The sequence below is a fragment of the Mesorhizobium sp. B2-8-3 genome, assembly GCF_006440815.1.
Taxonomy (GTDB): domain Bacteria; phylum Pseudomonadota; class Alphaproteobacteria; order Rhizobiales; family Rhizobiaceae; genus Mesorhizobium.
On record NZ_VFTW01000011.1, the window covers coordinates 74,778 to 89,461 of the forward strand.

General features: G+C 62.8%; 15 protein-coding genes and 1 pseudogene. 6 read left to right on the forward strand and 10 right to left on the reverse strand.

Features of this window, described 5'->3' with window-relative positions:
- Nucleotides 1-148 precede the first annotated feature (148 nt).
- Nucleotides 149-394, reverse strand: coding sequence for a DUF1127 domain-containing protein (locus FJ418_RS17865; protein WP_140867761.1), 246 nt, complete (start codon nt 392-394; stop codon nt 149-151).
- Nucleotides 395-650: 256 nt separating this feature from the next.
- Between FJ418_RS17865 and FJ418_RS31960 the strand changes: the two genes are divergently transcribed.
- On the forward strand, nt 651-800 hold the full coding sequence (locus tag FJ418_RS31960; RefSeq protein ID WP_181166981.1) for a hypothetical protein: 150 nt from the start codon (nt 651-653) through the stop codon (nt 798-800).
- Between the two features lie 114 nt (nt 801-914).
- Here the strand turns inward: FJ418_RS31960 and FJ418_RS17870 are convergent, their stop codons facing one another.
- From FJ418_RS17870 to FJ418_RS17885, 4 genes are read right to left on the reverse strand one after another with little or no spacing between them, the layout of a single operon-like run.
- Entirely contained in the window at nt 915-2,075 is a 1,161-nt protein-coding gene (locus FJ418_RS17870; protein WP_140867764.1) for an ABC transporter ATP-binding protein, read from the reverse strand.
- Entirely contained in the window at nt 2,068-3,210 is a 1,143-nt protein-coding gene (locus FJ418_RS17875) for an ABC transporter substrate-binding protein (RefSeq protein ID WP_140867767.1), read from the reverse strand. Before FJ418_RS17875 ends, FJ418_RS17870 begins: the two co-directional genes overlap by 8 nt.
- Nucleotides 3,207-4,049, reverse strand: coding sequence for an ABC transporter permease (locus FJ418_RS17880; RefSeq protein ID WP_140644884.1), 843 nt, complete (start codon nt 4,047-4,049; stop codon nt 3,207-3,209). Before FJ418_RS17880 ends, FJ418_RS17875 begins: the two co-directional genes overlap by 4 nt.
- Nucleotides 4,046-4,924, reverse strand: coding sequence for an ABC transporter permease (locus FJ418_RS17885; protein WP_140644883.1), 879 nt, complete (start codon nt 4,922-4,924; stop codon nt 4,046-4,048). The genes FJ418_RS17880 and FJ418_RS17885 overlap by 4 nt, the downstream gene beginning before the upstream one ends.
- A 190-nt stretch (nt 4,925-5,114) precedes the next feature.
- Between FJ418_RS17885 and FJ418_RS32705 the strand changes: the two are divergent.
- Nucleotides 5,115-5,261 (forward strand): annotated as a pseudogene (locus FJ418_RS32705) (porin family protein); the annotation flags it as partial.
- Between the two features lie 72 nt (nt 5,262-5,333).
- Here the strand turns inward: FJ418_RS32705 and FJ418_RS17890 are convergent.
- The 3 genes from FJ418_RS17890 to FJ418_RS17900 all read right to left on the reverse strand — a co-directional run bounded on the left by FJ418_RS17890 (nt 5,334) and on the right by FJ418_RS17900 (nt 7,707).
- Nucleotides 5,334-6,020, reverse strand: a complete 687-nt coding sequence (locus tag FJ418_RS17890) for an ABC transporter permease subunit (protein WP_140652264.1) — start codon at nt 6,018-6,020, stop codon at nt 5,334-5,336.
- 1 nt (nt 6,021) lies between these two features.
- Complete coding sequence (locus FJ418_RS17895; protein WP_140867770.1) at nt 6,022-6,744, reverse strand: ABC transporter permease subunit; 723 nt, start codon at nt 6,742-6,744, stop codon at nt 6,022-6,024.
- Between the two features lie 177 nt (nt 6,745-6,921).
- Nucleotides 6,922-7,707, reverse strand: coding sequence for a transporter substrate-binding domain-containing protein (locus FJ418_RS17900; RefSeq protein WP_140652261.1), 786 nt, complete (start codon nt 7,705-7,707; stop codon nt 6,922-6,924).
- Between the two features lie 366 nt (nt 7,708-8,073).
- Here FJ418_RS17900 and FJ418_RS17905 point away from each other — a divergent pair, with 366 nt between their 5' ends.
- Entirely contained in the window at nt 8,074-9,402 is a 1,329-nt protein-coding gene (locus FJ418_RS17905) for an amidase (protein ID WP_140652259.1), read from the forward strand.
- Nucleotides 9,403-9,548: 146 nt separating this feature from the next.
- Nucleotides 9,549-10,526 (forward strand): LysR substrate-binding domain-containing protein, encoded by a 978-nt coding sequence (locus FJ418_RS17910; protein WP_140785683.1) that lies wholly within the window; start codon nt 9,549-9,551, stop codon nt 10,524-10,526.
- Between the two features lie 13 nt (nt 10,527-10,539).
- Here the strand turns inward: FJ418_RS17910 and FJ418_RS17915 are convergent, their stop codons facing one another.
- Nucleotides 10,540-11,682: an aminotransferase class V-fold PLP-dependent enzyme gene (locus FJ418_RS17915; protein WP_140867773.1), complete on the reverse strand. Its 1,143-nt coding sequence runs from the start codon at nt 11,680-11,682 to the stop codon at nt 10,540-10,542.
- A 4-nt stretch (nt 11,683-11,686) separates the two neighbouring features.
- Nucleotides 11,687-12,688 carry an ornithine cyclodeaminase family protein gene (locus tag FJ418_RS17920; RefSeq protein ID WP_181166982.1) on the reverse strand — a complete coding sequence of 334 codons (1,002 nt, stop codon included), beginning with the start codon at nt 12,686-12,688 and terminating at the stop codon, nt 11,687-11,689.
- A 452-nt stretch (nt 12,689-13,140) separates the two neighbouring features.
- On the opposite strand from FJ418_RS17920, the gene FJ418_RS17925 reads away from it, so the two are divergent.
- A complete protein-coding gene (locus tag FJ418_RS17925) occupies nt 13,141-14,277 on the forward strand; it encodes an FAD-dependent oxidoreductase (protein ID WP_140867779.1) in 1,137 nt (378 codons plus the stop codon).
- A 24-nt stretch (nt 14,278-14,301) separates the two neighbouring features.
- Entirely contained in the window at nt 14,302-14,652 is a 351-nt protein-coding gene (locus tag FJ418_RS17930; protein ID WP_140867782.1) for a RidA family protein, read from the forward strand.
- The last annotated feature ends 32 nt before the right edge of the window (nt 14,653-14,684 follow it).

Consider the following 14,684-nt stretch of genomic DNA (forward strand, 5'->3'; position numbering starts at 1 on the left):
GAATTTTTCATACGTCTACCGTTGGAAATTGCGTTGGATGTATCGTTTGAAACGAATGTCGACGCCCGAATGCGCCGGAACGCAAAAGCCCCCGGCGTGGGGAAGCCCCGGGGCTTGTCGAGAGCGTGGTGACGCCCGCCATCGGGGGTCATCCGGCGTTGCGGAAGTCCATCCCGTCGGCGTCGGAGACGTAGCGCATCGAGGTGTAACGGTCGATTTCCGAACGGGCGATACCCAAGTCCTTGAGCAGATGATCGGGCATGGCCTGCATGGCGGCGCGGTCGCTGCGCATCCTCATCGCACGATAGGCAAGCCGCAGCGCACGGCTGGCAAAGCCAATCAGGCTGAGGTCCGCGCGGCTGGGTTCACAGGCGGTGTGCTCCAAACTCGTCATTGTCGTCTCCATCTCTTTGCGGCGTGATCATTCACGTCACCAATGGGAGGACTTGTCGCCGACGACCGGGGGAGCGAGCGTTGGAGCGGGCGTCGAAATTGCCGTGGGAATCTGGTGGTATCTCAGTTTGAAAATATCGTGCCTTGCCAATGCGGCACGGAGCGCTTCGTCGCGAAGTCCTTGGCCTTCTTATTATATCAGGGCTAGCGTATATATGGCTGCGTTACTATGCTCATGTTCAGAGGGGAATTAAATTATGCGCAAACAGAAAACGCTTGGACTGGCGCTTCTGGCTTCTAGTTCGCTTTTCCTCGCCGACGTCGCTTTAGCGAAAGATGCCTACAAAACACCATGCAGGGCGGATGCCCAGCGACTGTGCAAGATGGTCGACAATGCAAAGGGTTGAGCTGTCTTAAACAGCATATCAGTGAGCTCACTCCTGCTTGCAAAGCGTTTCTCTCCAAGCAATGAACTGTAATAGCCATCAAGGGTCGTACTGATTACAGGGCGGCGGCGGTCTTCAGGAAATCCGCCGCCCGGCCTCGTCCAGCAAGACGCAATCGTCCGCGTCGAAGCCGAGCTCGATCGCTTCGCCTTCGCGCAGAACGCGGCCATCGATCGGGGCGTTGGCGCGGATGTTCGTCTTGCCGCCTATGTCGACCTCGTAGATGGCGCTGCCGCCGAGATAGGAGGCCGACACGACCCGGCCAGGCAACCGGTTGGCGCCCGCCTTGGCACCCACCGCGAGTTTCTGCGGCCGCACCACGACGGTTACGGCACTGCCCTGCGGCAGCGCCTTGGGCGAAAGCACATTGACCGTCTGGCCGCTGGCCAGCTTGACTGTCGTCGGTCCGTCCGATCTGCTCACCGTGCCCGAAAGCATGTTGGCCTTGCCGAGGAAGTCGGCGACGAAGGCGGTGGCCGGCCGCTCATAGACCTCTTCCGGCGTGCCGATCTGCTCGGCCGAGCCGGCATTCATCACCACGATGCGGTCCGACATCGACAGCGCTTCTTCCTGGTCGTGCGTGACGAAGATGGCGGTGATGCCGGTTTCCTTCTGGATCTTCTTGATCTCGACGCGCATCTCCTCGCGCATGTTGGCGTCGAGCGCCGAGAGCGGCTCGTCGAGCAAAAGCACCTGCGGCTCGAAGACGATGGCGCGCGCCAGCGCGATGCGCTGCTGCTGGCCGCCCGACAGCTGCGAGGGCAGTTTCTTCTCGCTGCCCGGCAGCCGCACCATATCGAGCGCCTGGCCGACCTTGCGCCTGATCTCAGGCTTGGCGACGTTGCGGTATTTCAGGCCGAAGGCGACATTGTCGAACACGGTTTTGTGGGGAAAGAGCGCATAGCTCTGGAAGACCAGCCCGATATTGCGCTTGTAGATCGGCACGTCGTCGACGCGCCGGCCGCCGATCATGATCTGGCCGGCCGAAATGTCGACCAGCCCGGCGATGGAGCGCAGGATCGTCGTCTTGCCGCAGCCAGACGGCCCGAGCAGCGTGACGAAGCTGCCCTTGCGGATCGACAAAGAGAAATCGCGTACCGCGACGAACTTGCCATAGGCGATGTCGATGTTGCGGAACTCGACCGCCGGGCTGTTCGCCCCGGCGGCCGCGCTTGCGCCTTGTGCCCCGGCCGAGGTCGGCCGGGGATTGAGTGTCGTATCCTGGCCGTCAGGCACCTTTCGAGATCCTGTTCCACTGCTTGGCCCAGGCGTCCTCGTTGGTCGCCCAGTAGGTCGGATCGGCGAAGGTCAACGCCTTCATCGTGCCGGTCGGGTCGAAGGCCGGCAGCTTCGCGATCTTGTCGGTCAGCTTGACCTTGGTCGGGTCGAGCGATGGCGGGTAGCTCTGGCCCTCGGCCACCGCGATCGAGGTCGCCGGGTCGAGCATGAAGTTGATCAGCTCCTCGCATTCGGCCATCGGCGAGCCCTTCAGGATCAGCATGTCCTCCATCCACGCATAGGAGCCGGCCGGATCGAGATAGCCGATCGGATGGCCCTGGTCCTGCAGCGCGGCGACCCGGCCCGACCAGGCGTCGGTCACCACGATCTCGCCCTTGGAGAGCAGGTCCATAAGTTCCGCGCCGGAGTTCCAGAACTTCTTGGCGAGGTCGCGCGTCTCGCGCACCTTGGCCCAGATCGTGTCCATGTCCTTGAGGTTGTTGGGATCCTGTCCGGTGGCCAAGGCCGCGTACCAGACACGCGTCGTCATGTCGGAATAGCCGCCGACCTTGCCGGCATATTTCTTGTCGAGCAGAAGTGCTGCGCCCTTTTCCTTGGCTTCCTCCGGCGAGATCACCTTGGTGTTGTAGGCGATGCCGGTGGTGCCGTAGTCGTAAGGCACGGCCGACAGCTTCGGCGTCAGCTTGCGGAAGGGCTCGATCATCGGCTGCAGCACATTCGCCATGTTGGGAATGTTGGCCTCGTTGATCTCCGAGGTCAGACCGCCATTGACGTATTTGATGTAGTAGTTGACGCCCGAGGAATGAATGACCTGGTAGTCGCCGGGCTTCGCGGTCTTGATCTTGGTGATGATCTCGTCCTCGTCGCCGAACGTGCCCTGCACCACCTTGATCTTGGTCTTGGCCGTGTAGGGCTGGAAGGCAAACTTGTCGATCGCGTCCTGCACCGTGCCGCCCCAGCCGTCGAAGCGGACTTCCTCGACCGCGGCGAGCGCCCGGCCCATCCACGGCATGGAAAGCCCCGCCGATGCGGCTGCGGCCGCCGTCAGCGTCAGGAAAGCGCGGCGGCTCAGATCGCCATTGGCATACCGGTCGTGCAGCCGTTCCAGCCGCTTGGTCGTCGTCAGTTTCATCGTACTTCCTCCTTTGGTTCGCCGCGTCTCTTCAACTTCGTCAGGCTCTGCAGGATCAGGCCGCCGATCAACGGGATGCCGACGGTAACCAGGATCATCACAGTGCCGAGCGCGTTAATCTCGGGGCTGATCGAGATTTTCAGCATGGAAAGGATCTGGGTGGGCATGGTCTCGACGCCTGCCGGCCGCCAGAACAGGCTGGCCGAGGTGTTGTCGAACGAGATGGTGAAGGCGAGCAAGGCGCCGCCGACGACCGCCGGGATCAGCAGCGGCAGCGTGATCTCGCGAAAGGACGAGAAGCGCGAGGCGCCGAGCGACAGCGCCGCCTCCTCATAGACCCGCCTTATGCCCACCATGCGCGCCTGCGCGATCAGCACCACATAGGGCACCGCAAGCAGGATATGGCCGAGCACCAGAAGCAGCATCGTGCGCGGCTGGTCGATCGCCTTGATCAGCACCAGAAGGCCGACGCCGAGAATGGTTTCCGGCACCAGCGCCGGCAGGATCACCAGCGTGCTCAGCGTCTGCTTGCCTGGGAACTCGAAGCGCACCAGCGCGAAGGCCGTGACGACGCCGATCGCCGTGGTGGCGACAGCGGTGACCAACGCGATCCACAGCGAGGTGCGGAAGGCGGTCAGCACCGCGTCATTGTTCATCAGCTTGGCGTACCATTGCAGCGAAAAGCCGGTCATCGGGAAGCCGCCGAACATCGAGGCGTTGAACGACAGGATGACGGTCGCCACGATCGGCGCGAACATGAAGATGTAGACGCAGAGCGTGACGAAGCCGGTCAGCCGCCAGGCCCATTTACCTTCCCTGTTCGGTCGCGCAGCCTTCATCCGGCCAACCCCTTCACAATCTGCGACATGCCCATGTAGCGGGTGTAGATTGCGGCGAAGAAGCCGAGCACGACGAACAGCACGATCGACAAGGTGGCGCCCATCGGCCAGTTCAATTCGCCCATGATGGTGTCGTAGATCAAATTGCCGAACAGCGCGTCGCGGCCCGAGCCGAGCAGTTGCGGCGTCACATAGCTGCCGGCCGCCAGCACGAAGCAGAGCAGCAGCCCCGCCGCCAGGCCCGGCAGCGACAGCGGCAAGGTCACCTCGCGGAACGCCTGCGCGCTGGTGCAGCCCATCGAGCGCGCGGCCGAGATCAGCGTGCGGTCGATACCCTCGAGGCTGACATAGACGTTGAGGATCATGTAGGGCAGGAGGAAGTGCAGCAGTCCCAGGATCACCGCGCCCTCGTTGTAGAGCATCTGCAGCGGCTCGTTGATGATGCCCATCTTGAGCAGAGCGACGTTGATGACGCCCTGTTCGCCCAGGATGTTGATCCAGGAAAAGGTGCGGATGGTGAAGCTGATCCAGAACGGCACGATGAGCAGGAGCAAGAGCAGCCATTTGTGCCTGAAGCTCGTCGCCCAGATGAAATAGGCCGGGAAATAGCCGAGCACGCCGCACAGCAGCGCGGTGATCGCGCCGACCCTCAGCGTCTTCAGAAGGAAGCCGGAATAATAGCTGTCGGTGAAGAATTCCTGCCAGTTGGCGGTGGTCAGCGCGCTGGTCTCGACGCCGGCGGTGACGAAGGTGAAGAACGTATAGGCCGCCATCACCGCGATCGGCAGCACCAGGAAGAAGATCAGCAGCAGAAGCACCGGTGCAACCAGCATCCAGGCCAGGCGTGGATCGTACAAGGTCCAGCGATTATTCATGCGCACCCGGAGGTAGGCGCCTTCTTCGAGGCGCTTATGTTCCCGCAGTGAAGATTGTTTCATTGCCGCCGCGATGTCTACAGGCGGTGGCCCAAATTCGATTCAGCCAGGGCGTCGCGCGCCGATAGGAACATGTGGACCGGGGGGTGTCCAGGCTGACTATAACTAGCAGTCCGACAAGGCGGTCTATGGCGCCAGCGCCGAATACGCGCTCGATGCGAACTGGACGTTCAAGTCTGAATATCTCTACACCGATTTCGGCAAATCGACCGTCAGCCCCGATATCCCTCTTGAAAACGACGTCGCATTCCACCGGGTTCGGGCCGGCCTGAACTAGAGGTTCTGACCGTTGCAAATCTCCGGCCCGGCAAGGCTGTCGAAGACCCTGGTGATGCCATATCGGCGCCACTCAATACCGCCGGGCCAACCGTCGCTCGAAGAAGCCGAAGCCGGTCGTCACCAATACCGCCAGCAGGAAATATCCGAGCGCTGCGGCAAACAACGGCTCGTAGACGCGGAAGGTCTGCGCGCGGACGAGGTTCGCCGCGCCCATGAGTTCGAAGACCGTGATTGTGGAGGCCAGCGCCGTCCCCTTCAGGAGCAGGATATTCTGGCCGCCGATCGCCGGCAGCGCCAACCGGAAAGCCTGGGGCAGAAGCACGGAAATCATGATCCGCGTTTTCGACAGGCCGAGCGACTGGCCGGCCTCGCGCTGCCCGTCCGGTATCGACTGTATCGCGCCTCTCCATATCTCGCCGCAATAAGCCGCGGTGTTCAAAGACAGGGTGAGGAACGCATAGCAATAGGCGCCCCGCAACATGGGCCACAACGGGCTGTAGCGGATCGAAGGCACGCCGGCGAGAAGCTGGCCGACGCCGAAGTAGCAAAGGTAGAGCTGGACGAGCAGCGGCGTGCCCCGGAAGGCAAGGATGAAGGCGACCGCCGGATAGCGAAGCCATGCCTTGGCCGACAAGCGGGCAAGCGCCACCGGAATGGCCAGCAGATTGCCGACGAGGGCGCAGCCGACAAACAGGATGACGGTGGTCTGGATGCCGGCCAGGAGCTGGCTGGCGAGGTATTGCCCGAACTCTGTCACGCTATCTGCGCCTCCCGGTCTTGGCGGTGGATGTTTCCAGAGTGTGGAAGAGCATCGCGGACAGGCTCGACATCACCAGGAACACGAAGGCGATCGCGCAGTAGAACAGGAAATAGGCGCGCGTCGCGCCGGCGGCCATCTTGCCGGCGAGAACCAGCTCCGTGAAACCGATGAGGCTGACCAGCGAGCTTTCCTTCAGGACGACCAGCCACAAATTGCCGAGCCCCGGCAATGCCAGCGGGATCATCTGCGGCAGCGTCACCAGGAAGAAGGTCTGGCGGCGGGTCAGGCCAAGCGCGTGGGCCGCTTCGGCCTGGCCTCGCGGGATGGCGGCGATCGCGCCGCGAAGGACTTCCGTGCTGTAGCCGCCCTGAACGATCCCGAGCGACAGCGTCGCCGCGACGAAGCCGTTGATCTGAAACTCGGAAGCGAGCCCGGTAAAGGTCACGACCGAACGCACTGCATCGGTCGCGGTATAGTAGACGAGAAAGATGATGAGGATGTCCGGGATGGAGCGGATGATCGTCGTGTAGGCGACGGCGACGAAAACGGCCGTCCGGCGCTTCGAAAGCTTGGCCAGGGCGCCCGCAAGGCCAAGCGCCAGGCCGACGATATAGGCGCTGATCGAAATTTCGACGCTTAGCAAAGCGCCGCGAAGCAATTCGTCGCCCCAGCCCTTGTCACCGAAACCGAGCAAGGTCAGCCAAGACACGATCGAATCCATGCGGCAGGTTCCAATGAGGATGGTGCCGGCCAGAACGGGTGACCGGCACTAGGGCATGATGCCGAAAGGTGCGAAGCGGCTGTCGGACGACATCATGCTCTGGTTCTCGGATTTGGAGACGGATTCAGATTTCAGGTCGATACGACCTGAAATCATCCGGCTCCGTGCATCCGATGATCAATCGCCGTAGATGTCGAAGTCGAAATAGCGCTTGGTTATCGTGTCGTATTCGCCGCTGGCCTTCACCGCCTTGAGCGCCGCATTGAGGCGGTCCCTGAGGGCTGTGTCTTCCTTGCGCACGCCGCCGCCGTCTCCGTAGCCGAACATCTTCTCATGCGGCAGGGTGACCTTGATTTCATAGGCCTGGCCTTCCGGCTTTTTCAGGAAGTCCTGGATCTGGATTCCCGCCGCCGCCATCAGGTCCACGCGACCGGCTGTCATGTCGGCGATTTCATCGTCGAGTGTTGGATAGATCTTCACGTCGCCAATGCCGTTCAACTTGTCCTGCATGTAAGTCGCCTGCAGGCTCGCACTCTGCGCCGCCACGGCAACGCCCTTGAAAGTGTCCGGCTTTGCTACGTCGAATTGTCGGGTGTCGGCCTTTGCACCGACAAGCACGTTGGGCGAATAGTAGTACTTGTCGGTGAAGTCGATAACCTCCTTGCGCTTGTCGGTGATCGACATGGAGCTCCAGATCACGTCGAATTTCTTGGCCAACAGCGCGGGAATGATGCCGTCCCAGGCGATATCGACGATCTCGCATTTCGCCTTCATTTGCGTGCAGACGGCATTCATCAGGTCGATTTCCCAGCCTTGCCATTTGCCGCTGGCGTCCTTGACCGAGAAAGGCGCGTACGGCTCGGCGGCGACGCCGAAACGGATGACGTCGTCGGCTGCCGAGGGAGCGCTGGCGGCGCCGAGGGTCGCCGCTATCAGCGATGCGATGACTGCAAGCTTTTTCATGATGGTTCCCCTTTATTGTCTCTGTTGGATTATCTTTTCGCGATGATGATTTCTCAGGCGATGTTCGAAAACGCTAACAGGTCAAATCAAGGCGATCTAATGCCCTCTGCGGCTGGGTTCATCACCAATAGTTATGACAGTGATGAGGCTTTGGATGGTGCAGTCAGGCCCAAGCCTCGACCGCGATCGAAGCCGTCGTCGGAGTGCTGCGATCGGTCCAACCATAAGTTTTCCCCGCTAGCCTCGTTTCGAAGGAAATGGGTTCGGCGCTGTCCGCCAAATCTCGATTATGGCATCGTCTATCGGCTCCTTCCCATGGCGACGGAAATGACGGTAGCGAGATCTCGTGCGACTTGAGCTTGCCAGATGAAAAGCGATGCTTGCGGGTCCATCGAGGAACTGAGCGAGAAGATCGCTTCCGGCCTCCCGCCGGTGAAGATCGTGGAAGGTTGCCTGGAAAGGATCCACGATCTGAATGGGCAGATCAGGGCGATGATCTTCGTGAGCGAAACCGAAGCCCTCGATGCCGCGCTTCAGGCAGAGCGCGAAATCCGATCAGGCCGCCGGCGCGGTCCGCTGCATGGCGTGCCCATCGCGATCAAGGACGTTGTCGATGTGAAGCACTGGCCGACCACCGGGGGTTCCCGATTGTTCGGCGACCGGGTCGCCCAAAACACCGCGGCCTGCGTCGCCAACCTTCAGGCGGCGGGCGCGATCGTCATCGGCAAGACCAACCTTCACGAACTCTGCGCCGGCGGTCACGACAATCCGTGGTTCGGCAAGGTCGTCAATCCGCTCGACAGAAGCCGTGGCACGGGCGGCACCAGCAGCGGATCGGCCGCCGCGGTCGCCGCGGGCTTCTGCGCGGCGGCGATCGGCACCGATACCGGCGGGTCGAACCGGTCGCCGGCCGCCGCAACGGGACTGTTTGGTTATAAGCCGAGCAACGGCTTGATCGATACGAACGGCGTGATGGGTATCGCGCCTTCGCTGGACTGCGTCGGCGTGCTGGCGCGCTCGGCGAGGGATGTTCGCCTGGTGACCGAGGCGCTGGCGGGAACGCGGCTCAGCGTTCAGGATGGGAAGCAAAGCGCGTCGAGGACCGGGATGACGATCGGGATCTGCCCCGAACTGACCGGCGCTCCCGTCGACAGCACTGTCGAGACCGCATTGGCCGCGCTGTTTGATCGTTCAAACGTTCGCACGGTGGAAATCGCCTTCGACGACAGGGAGGAGTTCGTCGCCGCGGGCCTGACGATCCTGCAGTACGAATTTGCGCAGATCTACCGGGAGCCGATCGAGCGGAATCCTGATCTGGTTGGCGAGGCGGTTCGCGCTTTCCTGCAGGATGGCATCGGCATCGGCGCTGACGTCTATGACAGAGCCGTAGAGGTTCGCGAGGAAGCGTGCAGGCGGGTCATGGCAAGGATGGCGGGCCTGGATGCGCTGGCCGTCCCGACCGCGCCCGGATCGGCGCCGCGGCTTGCGGACGAACTCACGCAGGTGAATGGGGAATTGGTGTCGTGGGGCATGGCCGGTGGCCGGTTCCGCCGCTGGGCGAACGTGCTCGCCATGCCGGCTTTGGCTGTGCCCCTGGATATTCCAGGCGGCCTTCCGGTATCGGTACAGCTTGCCGCTCTTCCCGGCCGGGATGCGGCCTTGCTCGATCTGGTCGAGGCGTTGACCGGAAGCTGACCCGCGTCTCGCGAACAGCCAAAGTTCATAACCTGCAGGAATAAACTTCATTCGTGGGGTTATTGGAACGACGGCTATGCTTCGTTAACATCGGCCTCGCCGTGGGTTGCTTCGGCGGCGTATCGATCGACGGGTGGTCAGCGGCCATGAAGTTCACTGAAAAGGACACGATTGCGAAAGACGCGGAGTTCACGCCCCGCGAGATCGAGATTTTCGCTTCCGTGATGCTGCATGGCACGACGACGAAGGCGGCCGATGCGCTGGACATCACGCAGCCCGCCGTCAGCAAGATGCTTCAGCAGCTCACCGACAAGGCGGATTTCCAGCTGTTCAGGAAAAGCCGCCAGCGGCTGATCCCGACCCCTGAAGCACACATGCTCTATGCCGAGGTGCAGCGGGTTTTCGAATCCGCGCGCGGCATTTCCCGCGCCGCCAGGGAAATCCGCGAGTTGCGCAGCGGCAGGCTGAACATCTGCGCGCTGCCTGCCTTCGGGTCCACGCTGCTGCCGTCCATCATAACCAGCTTCTCGAAACAGCATCCGTCCGTGTCCATCTCGCTCGATATCCGCAGCTCCGCGACGGTGGTGCAGCGGGCAAGCCGAAACCAGCTCGACATCGGCATCGGCGTCACCGCGTCGGATGAGAACCCTTCCATCGTCAGGCGCGCGCTGACCGCGACGCCGCCCGTATGCGTCATGCCGGCGGGGCATCGGTTGTCTGAGCTCGATGTCATCCAGGCGGACGATCTCGACGGCCTCGACTTCATCTCGATGGGTTCCGCCGATCCCATGCGGCGGCAGCTCGATGCCTTGTGCGAGGAACGCGGCGTCAAGCGCCTGCTGAAGGTGGAGGCGAGCCTTTCCAGCGCCTGCATCGCGCTCGTCGCCGCCGGGGCAGGCGTGACGGTCGTCGACCGGCTTTCCGCCTGGCTGGCGCGCGATCTGCCGATCGAGATCAGGGACTTCCGGCCGCATCTCGATTTGAATCTCAGTGTCTACCGGCCCTGGGGCGTCATCGCATCGACGGCGGCGGACGCCTTCACCGAGCATCTTATCCAGACCACGAGAAGCTTCATGAACGGCGTGGACGCCGGAATCAGCGCCTTGAGGTCGAGGTCGGCTTAGCCGGCATCGATATCTAGCGGAGCGGCAGGCTGCGGAACAGGCGCTCGATATCGGCTTCGTCATTGTAGACGTGCGGCGACACGCGCATCTTGGTGCCGCGCAGCGTGACATGGACATTGACGCGCTTCAATTCCTGCGCCGCATCCGGCGACAGGCGATCGCCGATATCGAGGATCGAGATATGCGGCGTCGGGTGGCGCGGACGTGCGACCGGGAGCCCCCGATTTTCCGCCTCGGCCCAGACGCACTCGTTGAGGTGGCGAAGGCGCTCGAACACCCGGCTGACGGTCCATTCGCGGATGAGTGTCATGGCGGCGATCGCCACCGGCAGGACCGCGAAGTCGGAGCGTTCGCCCATGTCGAAGCGCCGCGCGCCCGGCAGAAACTCCGCCACCGTCACCTTGTAGAAGTCGGACCGGTCGCCGCCCAGGCGGTTCCATGAATGATGCTCCAGCGTGCGGCCCGCTTCGTGCCAGCGCGGATCGGCGTAGAGGAAGGCCAGGCGATAGGGACCGAGCAGGAATTTGTAGGTGGCAAAGACCAGGAAATCCGGCCGCACGCGACGGACGTCGAAGGGTACCGCGCCCACCCATTGGGTGCCGTCGACGACAAGCGCGGCGCCTGCCGCCCGCGCGGCTTCCGCCACGGCCTCGAGGTCGATCGCCATGCCCTCGAACCAGTGGACGAGGGTGCCGGCAACGACCGCGATCGGACGGGCCGAGTTGCGGATTGCCGATATGATCGCGCCGGTCCAATCCCCGTCGGCCGGTTGCGCAACGATGTCGACAAGAGCGCCCAAGCGCTGCGCCAGATCGTACCAGATATATCGGTGCGAGGTGTGCTCGTTCTCCATGAGAAGGATCGCCGAACCCGCCGGAACCGCCACGTTGGCGGCCGCGATCGCCATGCCGTAGCTGGTGGCGGCAACGATGGCGATGTCGTCGGTGGCGGCGCCGACCATCGAGGCGGCGAGCTGCCGCGCCTGTTCCACATCGTCGTAATAGGATGCGATGGTCATCTTCCAGGGTTCGGCCTTCACCCTGACGCCTGCCTCTCCGGCCGCGACCGCGGCATTCGGGATCGGAGACATGTAGGCGGCGTCGAGATAGGCCGTCTCGCGGGGTATGGAAAAGAGATCGCGCTGGCAGCTCAGCATGGCGTCACAACCTGAAATCGATCGAAGTGCCCAGCCCGGCTTCGCGGGCGCGGGCATAGACAAGATTGGCAAGCTCGATGTCCTGGGCTGGAACGCCGAGGGACCGGTAGAGGGTGATGTCGGCATCGCCGGCGCGGCCGGGCTTGATGCCAGCCAGCACGTCGCCGATCTCGCCGCGAATATGGTCGCGGCCGATCTCGCCGATCTCTATCGCCTCGACCAGCTCCCCCGCGGCCACCAGCGCCATGGGCAGGTAATCAACCCAGATCTTCGATCTGCGCACGCATTCGAGGTCGATCTCGCGGCATGAGGCGACGCTCGCGCCGACCGCGTTGACGTGGACGCCGGGCGGCAGCCATCTGCCGAACAGCACCGGCTGCTCGGACGATGTCGTCGTGCAGATGATGTCGGCTCGGCGAACGGCCTCGCCGGCATCGCGATGCGCCTCCGCGTCGAAGCCGTCGGTCGATAGGCTCTCGGCGAAGCGCCGCGCCTTTGCAAGATCGCGGCCCCAGACATGGACCGCCCGGATCGGCCGCACCTGCGAGATGGCCTCGACGTGCCGGCGGGCCTGCTCGCCATAGCCGAGGACGGTCAGCATGGAACTGCCTGGGCGCGACAGCGCCCTCGTGGCGACCGTGCTCGCGGCCGCGGTTCGCCACGCCGTCAACTCTCCCCCGTCGATCAAGGCCACGGGCCGCCCGTGATCCTTATCGAACAGGAAGACACCGCCGCGGTGAGACGCGAGCCCGTGGGCGAAATTGCCGGGAAACACCGACAGCACCTTCGCCCCGAACAGCGGCCGGTCGTCAAGCGCGGCATACATCAGCGACAGGCAACTGCCTGCCGCTCCCGGCAGGTCGAGCGTGCGCCTGATCTGCTGGCGGGCTGCGCCGTTCGAGGTCTTGAGCAGCGCCGCCTCGGTCGCTTCAAGCGCCAGGGGAAGCGTCAATGCCTGGCGGATCGCGTTCCTGTCGATCAGCAGGAATTCGGTCTCGGCATTCACCTTGCGGTCTCTTCCATTCCACCGACCTCCATATATGCCAGCGTGTGCGCCAGGCTCCGCCGAGCCTAGCATCGCCTTCGCAAGCTCTTGCCCACGACTTTCATAACTTCGTGCGAGAAGCTGCCCATGCGGCATCATGCGCCGACGAATGCATCCGTCGGATCGCGGCACGCGTCGGTTCATAACTTTTGGCCACCAACGGCAGCGGCCAGTTCAATTGACCGTGATTGCCCGCCCGTTGCAATGTTTTTCAGCCAACTCGGATGTCGAGCTGGACATCTGCGGCAAATCATCTGGCGAGCGAAAAAATAGTTTCGATCGAATAGGCAATATCAGAGATAGAAATACACTCGGGGTGTTGATAATTCGACCATCGAGTAGAATGAAATGCCTAGCAAATATTAAAATAACTGATTGGCAGGAAGAGTAAAAGATTATCGGAGGTTATCAATATGCGCGTCGTGGTCATCGGTTCCGGCATTGTCGGCAGCTCTGCTGCTTATGAATGCGCCAAGGCGGGAGCGGAGGTTGTCGTGCTGGAGGCCGAGAGGATAGCGGGAGGTACGTCGGCGGTAAGCTTTGCCTGGACGAACGCGACAACCAAGCGGCCGCGGCCCTATTTCGATCTCAACGTTGCGGGCATGCGCGCCCATCTCGAACTGAAGCGCGACTTCGGCGCCGCTCCCTGGTTCACGCAAACCGGCAGTTTCGATTGGCGCACGGTGCCGGAGTCGATGGATGATTATTTCGAGAACTTCCGGCAGATGAAGGAGTGGGGCTACGGCGTCGAGTGGATCGACAAGAAGTTGGTCGCCGAGATGGAGCCCGATATCGACATCGCTGCCATTGGCGATTGTCCGGTCTCCTATTATCCGGAGGAGGGCTGGGTCGATCCGGTCCTTTATTCGGCCTGGCTTTTGCGGGCGGCCAAGGAGCGCTGGGGCGCCAAGGTGAGGGTCAACGCGCGCGTGACCGAGATCGAGACCGAAGGCGGCCGCGTCGGGGCGGTTCGCACGGCAGATGGCGAGCGCTACGCCGCCGATGCCGTGGTGAACTGCACCGGCGGCTGGTCCAGCCAGAGGCTCGGCGATGCCCAGGGCATCCCGCTGTCCTCGACGATCGGCGTGCTCGCCTTCACCCCGCCGGTGGCGTTGACGCTGCGCAGCCAGTTGCATGCCGACGATCTGGATATACGGCCGGACGGTGCGGGCCGTATCATGATCCACAAGGTCTCGGTGGATCTGACCTTCAAGAAGCCGCAGCCGCTGAGCCCCGCGGGCGACGAGGCGAAGACGCTGCTGGAGGCGGCAGGCAAGGTCTTGCCTTCGCTTCGCGCCGTGGGTGTGGAAGCGATCCGCACCACCGTGCGACCCTTCCCGGAGGACGGCTACACCTGCGCCGGCGCGATGCCGGACGTCGCCGGCCACTATATGGCCGTGACGCACAGCGGCGTCACCATCGGTCCGCAACTGGGCAGGGTGGTCGCCGACGAGGTCGTACGCGGCAAGATCCATGACGAGATGGAGACGTTTCGTCCGCAGCGCTTCTTCCAGGCCAGCGCAAAACGCGCCGCCACCGCGCACGCATGATCCCTCTTCGAACGCAGGCCCACGATGGTGAAGATTGAAAGATACCAGAAGAACGAGAAGCTCAGCCGGATCGTCGTCCACAACGGAACGATCTATCTTTCCGGTCTGACCGCCGATGACAAGGAAGCCGACACGGCCGGCCAGACCAGGCAGATACTGAAAAAGGCCGATGCGCTTCTGAATGGCGTCGGCGCGGATCGATCGCGGCTGCTGTTCGCGCAGATCTGGTTGAAGGACGTCGAGGATTTCGATGCGATGAACAAGGCCTGGGTCGAGTGGCTCGACGGCGCCGAGCCACCGGCCCGTGCCACGGTCGGAGCAAGCTTCGCGCTACCCGAAATACTTGTCGAAATCCAGCTTACCGCGGCAAGCTGAGCATAGCGCTGCGAAGCGGCGTGCGAACCTGC

Excerpts from the sequence above, each read along its gene's own strand:
- FJ418_RS17885 (WP_140644883.1), bottom strand. The coding sequence starts at position 4,924 with ATGAATAATCGCTGGACCTTGTACGATCCACGCCTGGCCTGGATGCTG.
- FJ418_RS17925 (WP_140867779.1), top strand. The coding sequence starts at position 13,141 with ATGCGCGTCGTGGTCATCGGTTCCGGCATTGTCGGCAGCTCTGCTGCT.
- FJ418_RS17880 (WP_140644884.1), bottom strand. The coding sequence starts at position 4,049 with ATGAAGGCTGCGCGACCGAACAGGGAAGGTAAATGGGCCTGGCGGCTG.
- FJ418_RS17910 (WP_140785683.1), top strand. The coding sequence starts at position 9,549 with ATGAAGTTCACTGAAAAGGACACGATTGCGAAAGACGCGGAGTTCACG.
- FJ418_RS17895 (WP_140867770.1), bottom strand. The coding sequence starts at position 6,744 with ATGGATTCGATCGTGTCTTGGCTGACCTTGCTCGGTTTCGGTGACAAG.
- FJ418_RS17905 (WP_140652259.1), top strand. The coding sequence starts at position 8,074 with ATGAAAAGCGATGCTTGCGGGTCCATCGAGGAACTGAGCGAGAAGATC.
- FJ418_RS17875 (WP_140867767.1), bottom strand. The coding sequence starts at position 3,210 with ATGAAACTGACGACGACCAAGCGGCTGGAACGGCTGCACGACCGGTAT.
- FJ418_RS17900 (WP_140652261.1), bottom strand. The coding sequence starts at position 7,707 with ATGAAAAAGCTTGCAGTCATCGCATCGCTGATAGCGGCGACCCTCGGC.
- FJ418_RS17865 (WP_140867761.1), bottom strand. The coding sequence starts at position 394 with ATGACGAGTTTGGAGCACACCGCCTGTGAACCCAGCCGCGCGGACCTC.
- FJ418_RS17915 (WP_140867773.1), bottom strand. The coding sequence starts at position 11,682 with ATGCTGAGCTGCCAGCGCGATCTCTTTTCCATACCCCGCGAGACGGCC.
- FJ418_RS17930 (WP_140867782.1), top strand. The coding sequence starts at position 14,302 with ATGGTGAAGATTGAAAGATACCAGAAGAACGAGAAGCTCAGCCGGATC.
- FJ418_RS31960 (WP_181166981.1), top strand. The coding sequence starts at position 651 with ATGCGCAAACAGAAAACGCTTGGACTGGCGCTTCTGGCTTCTAGTTCG.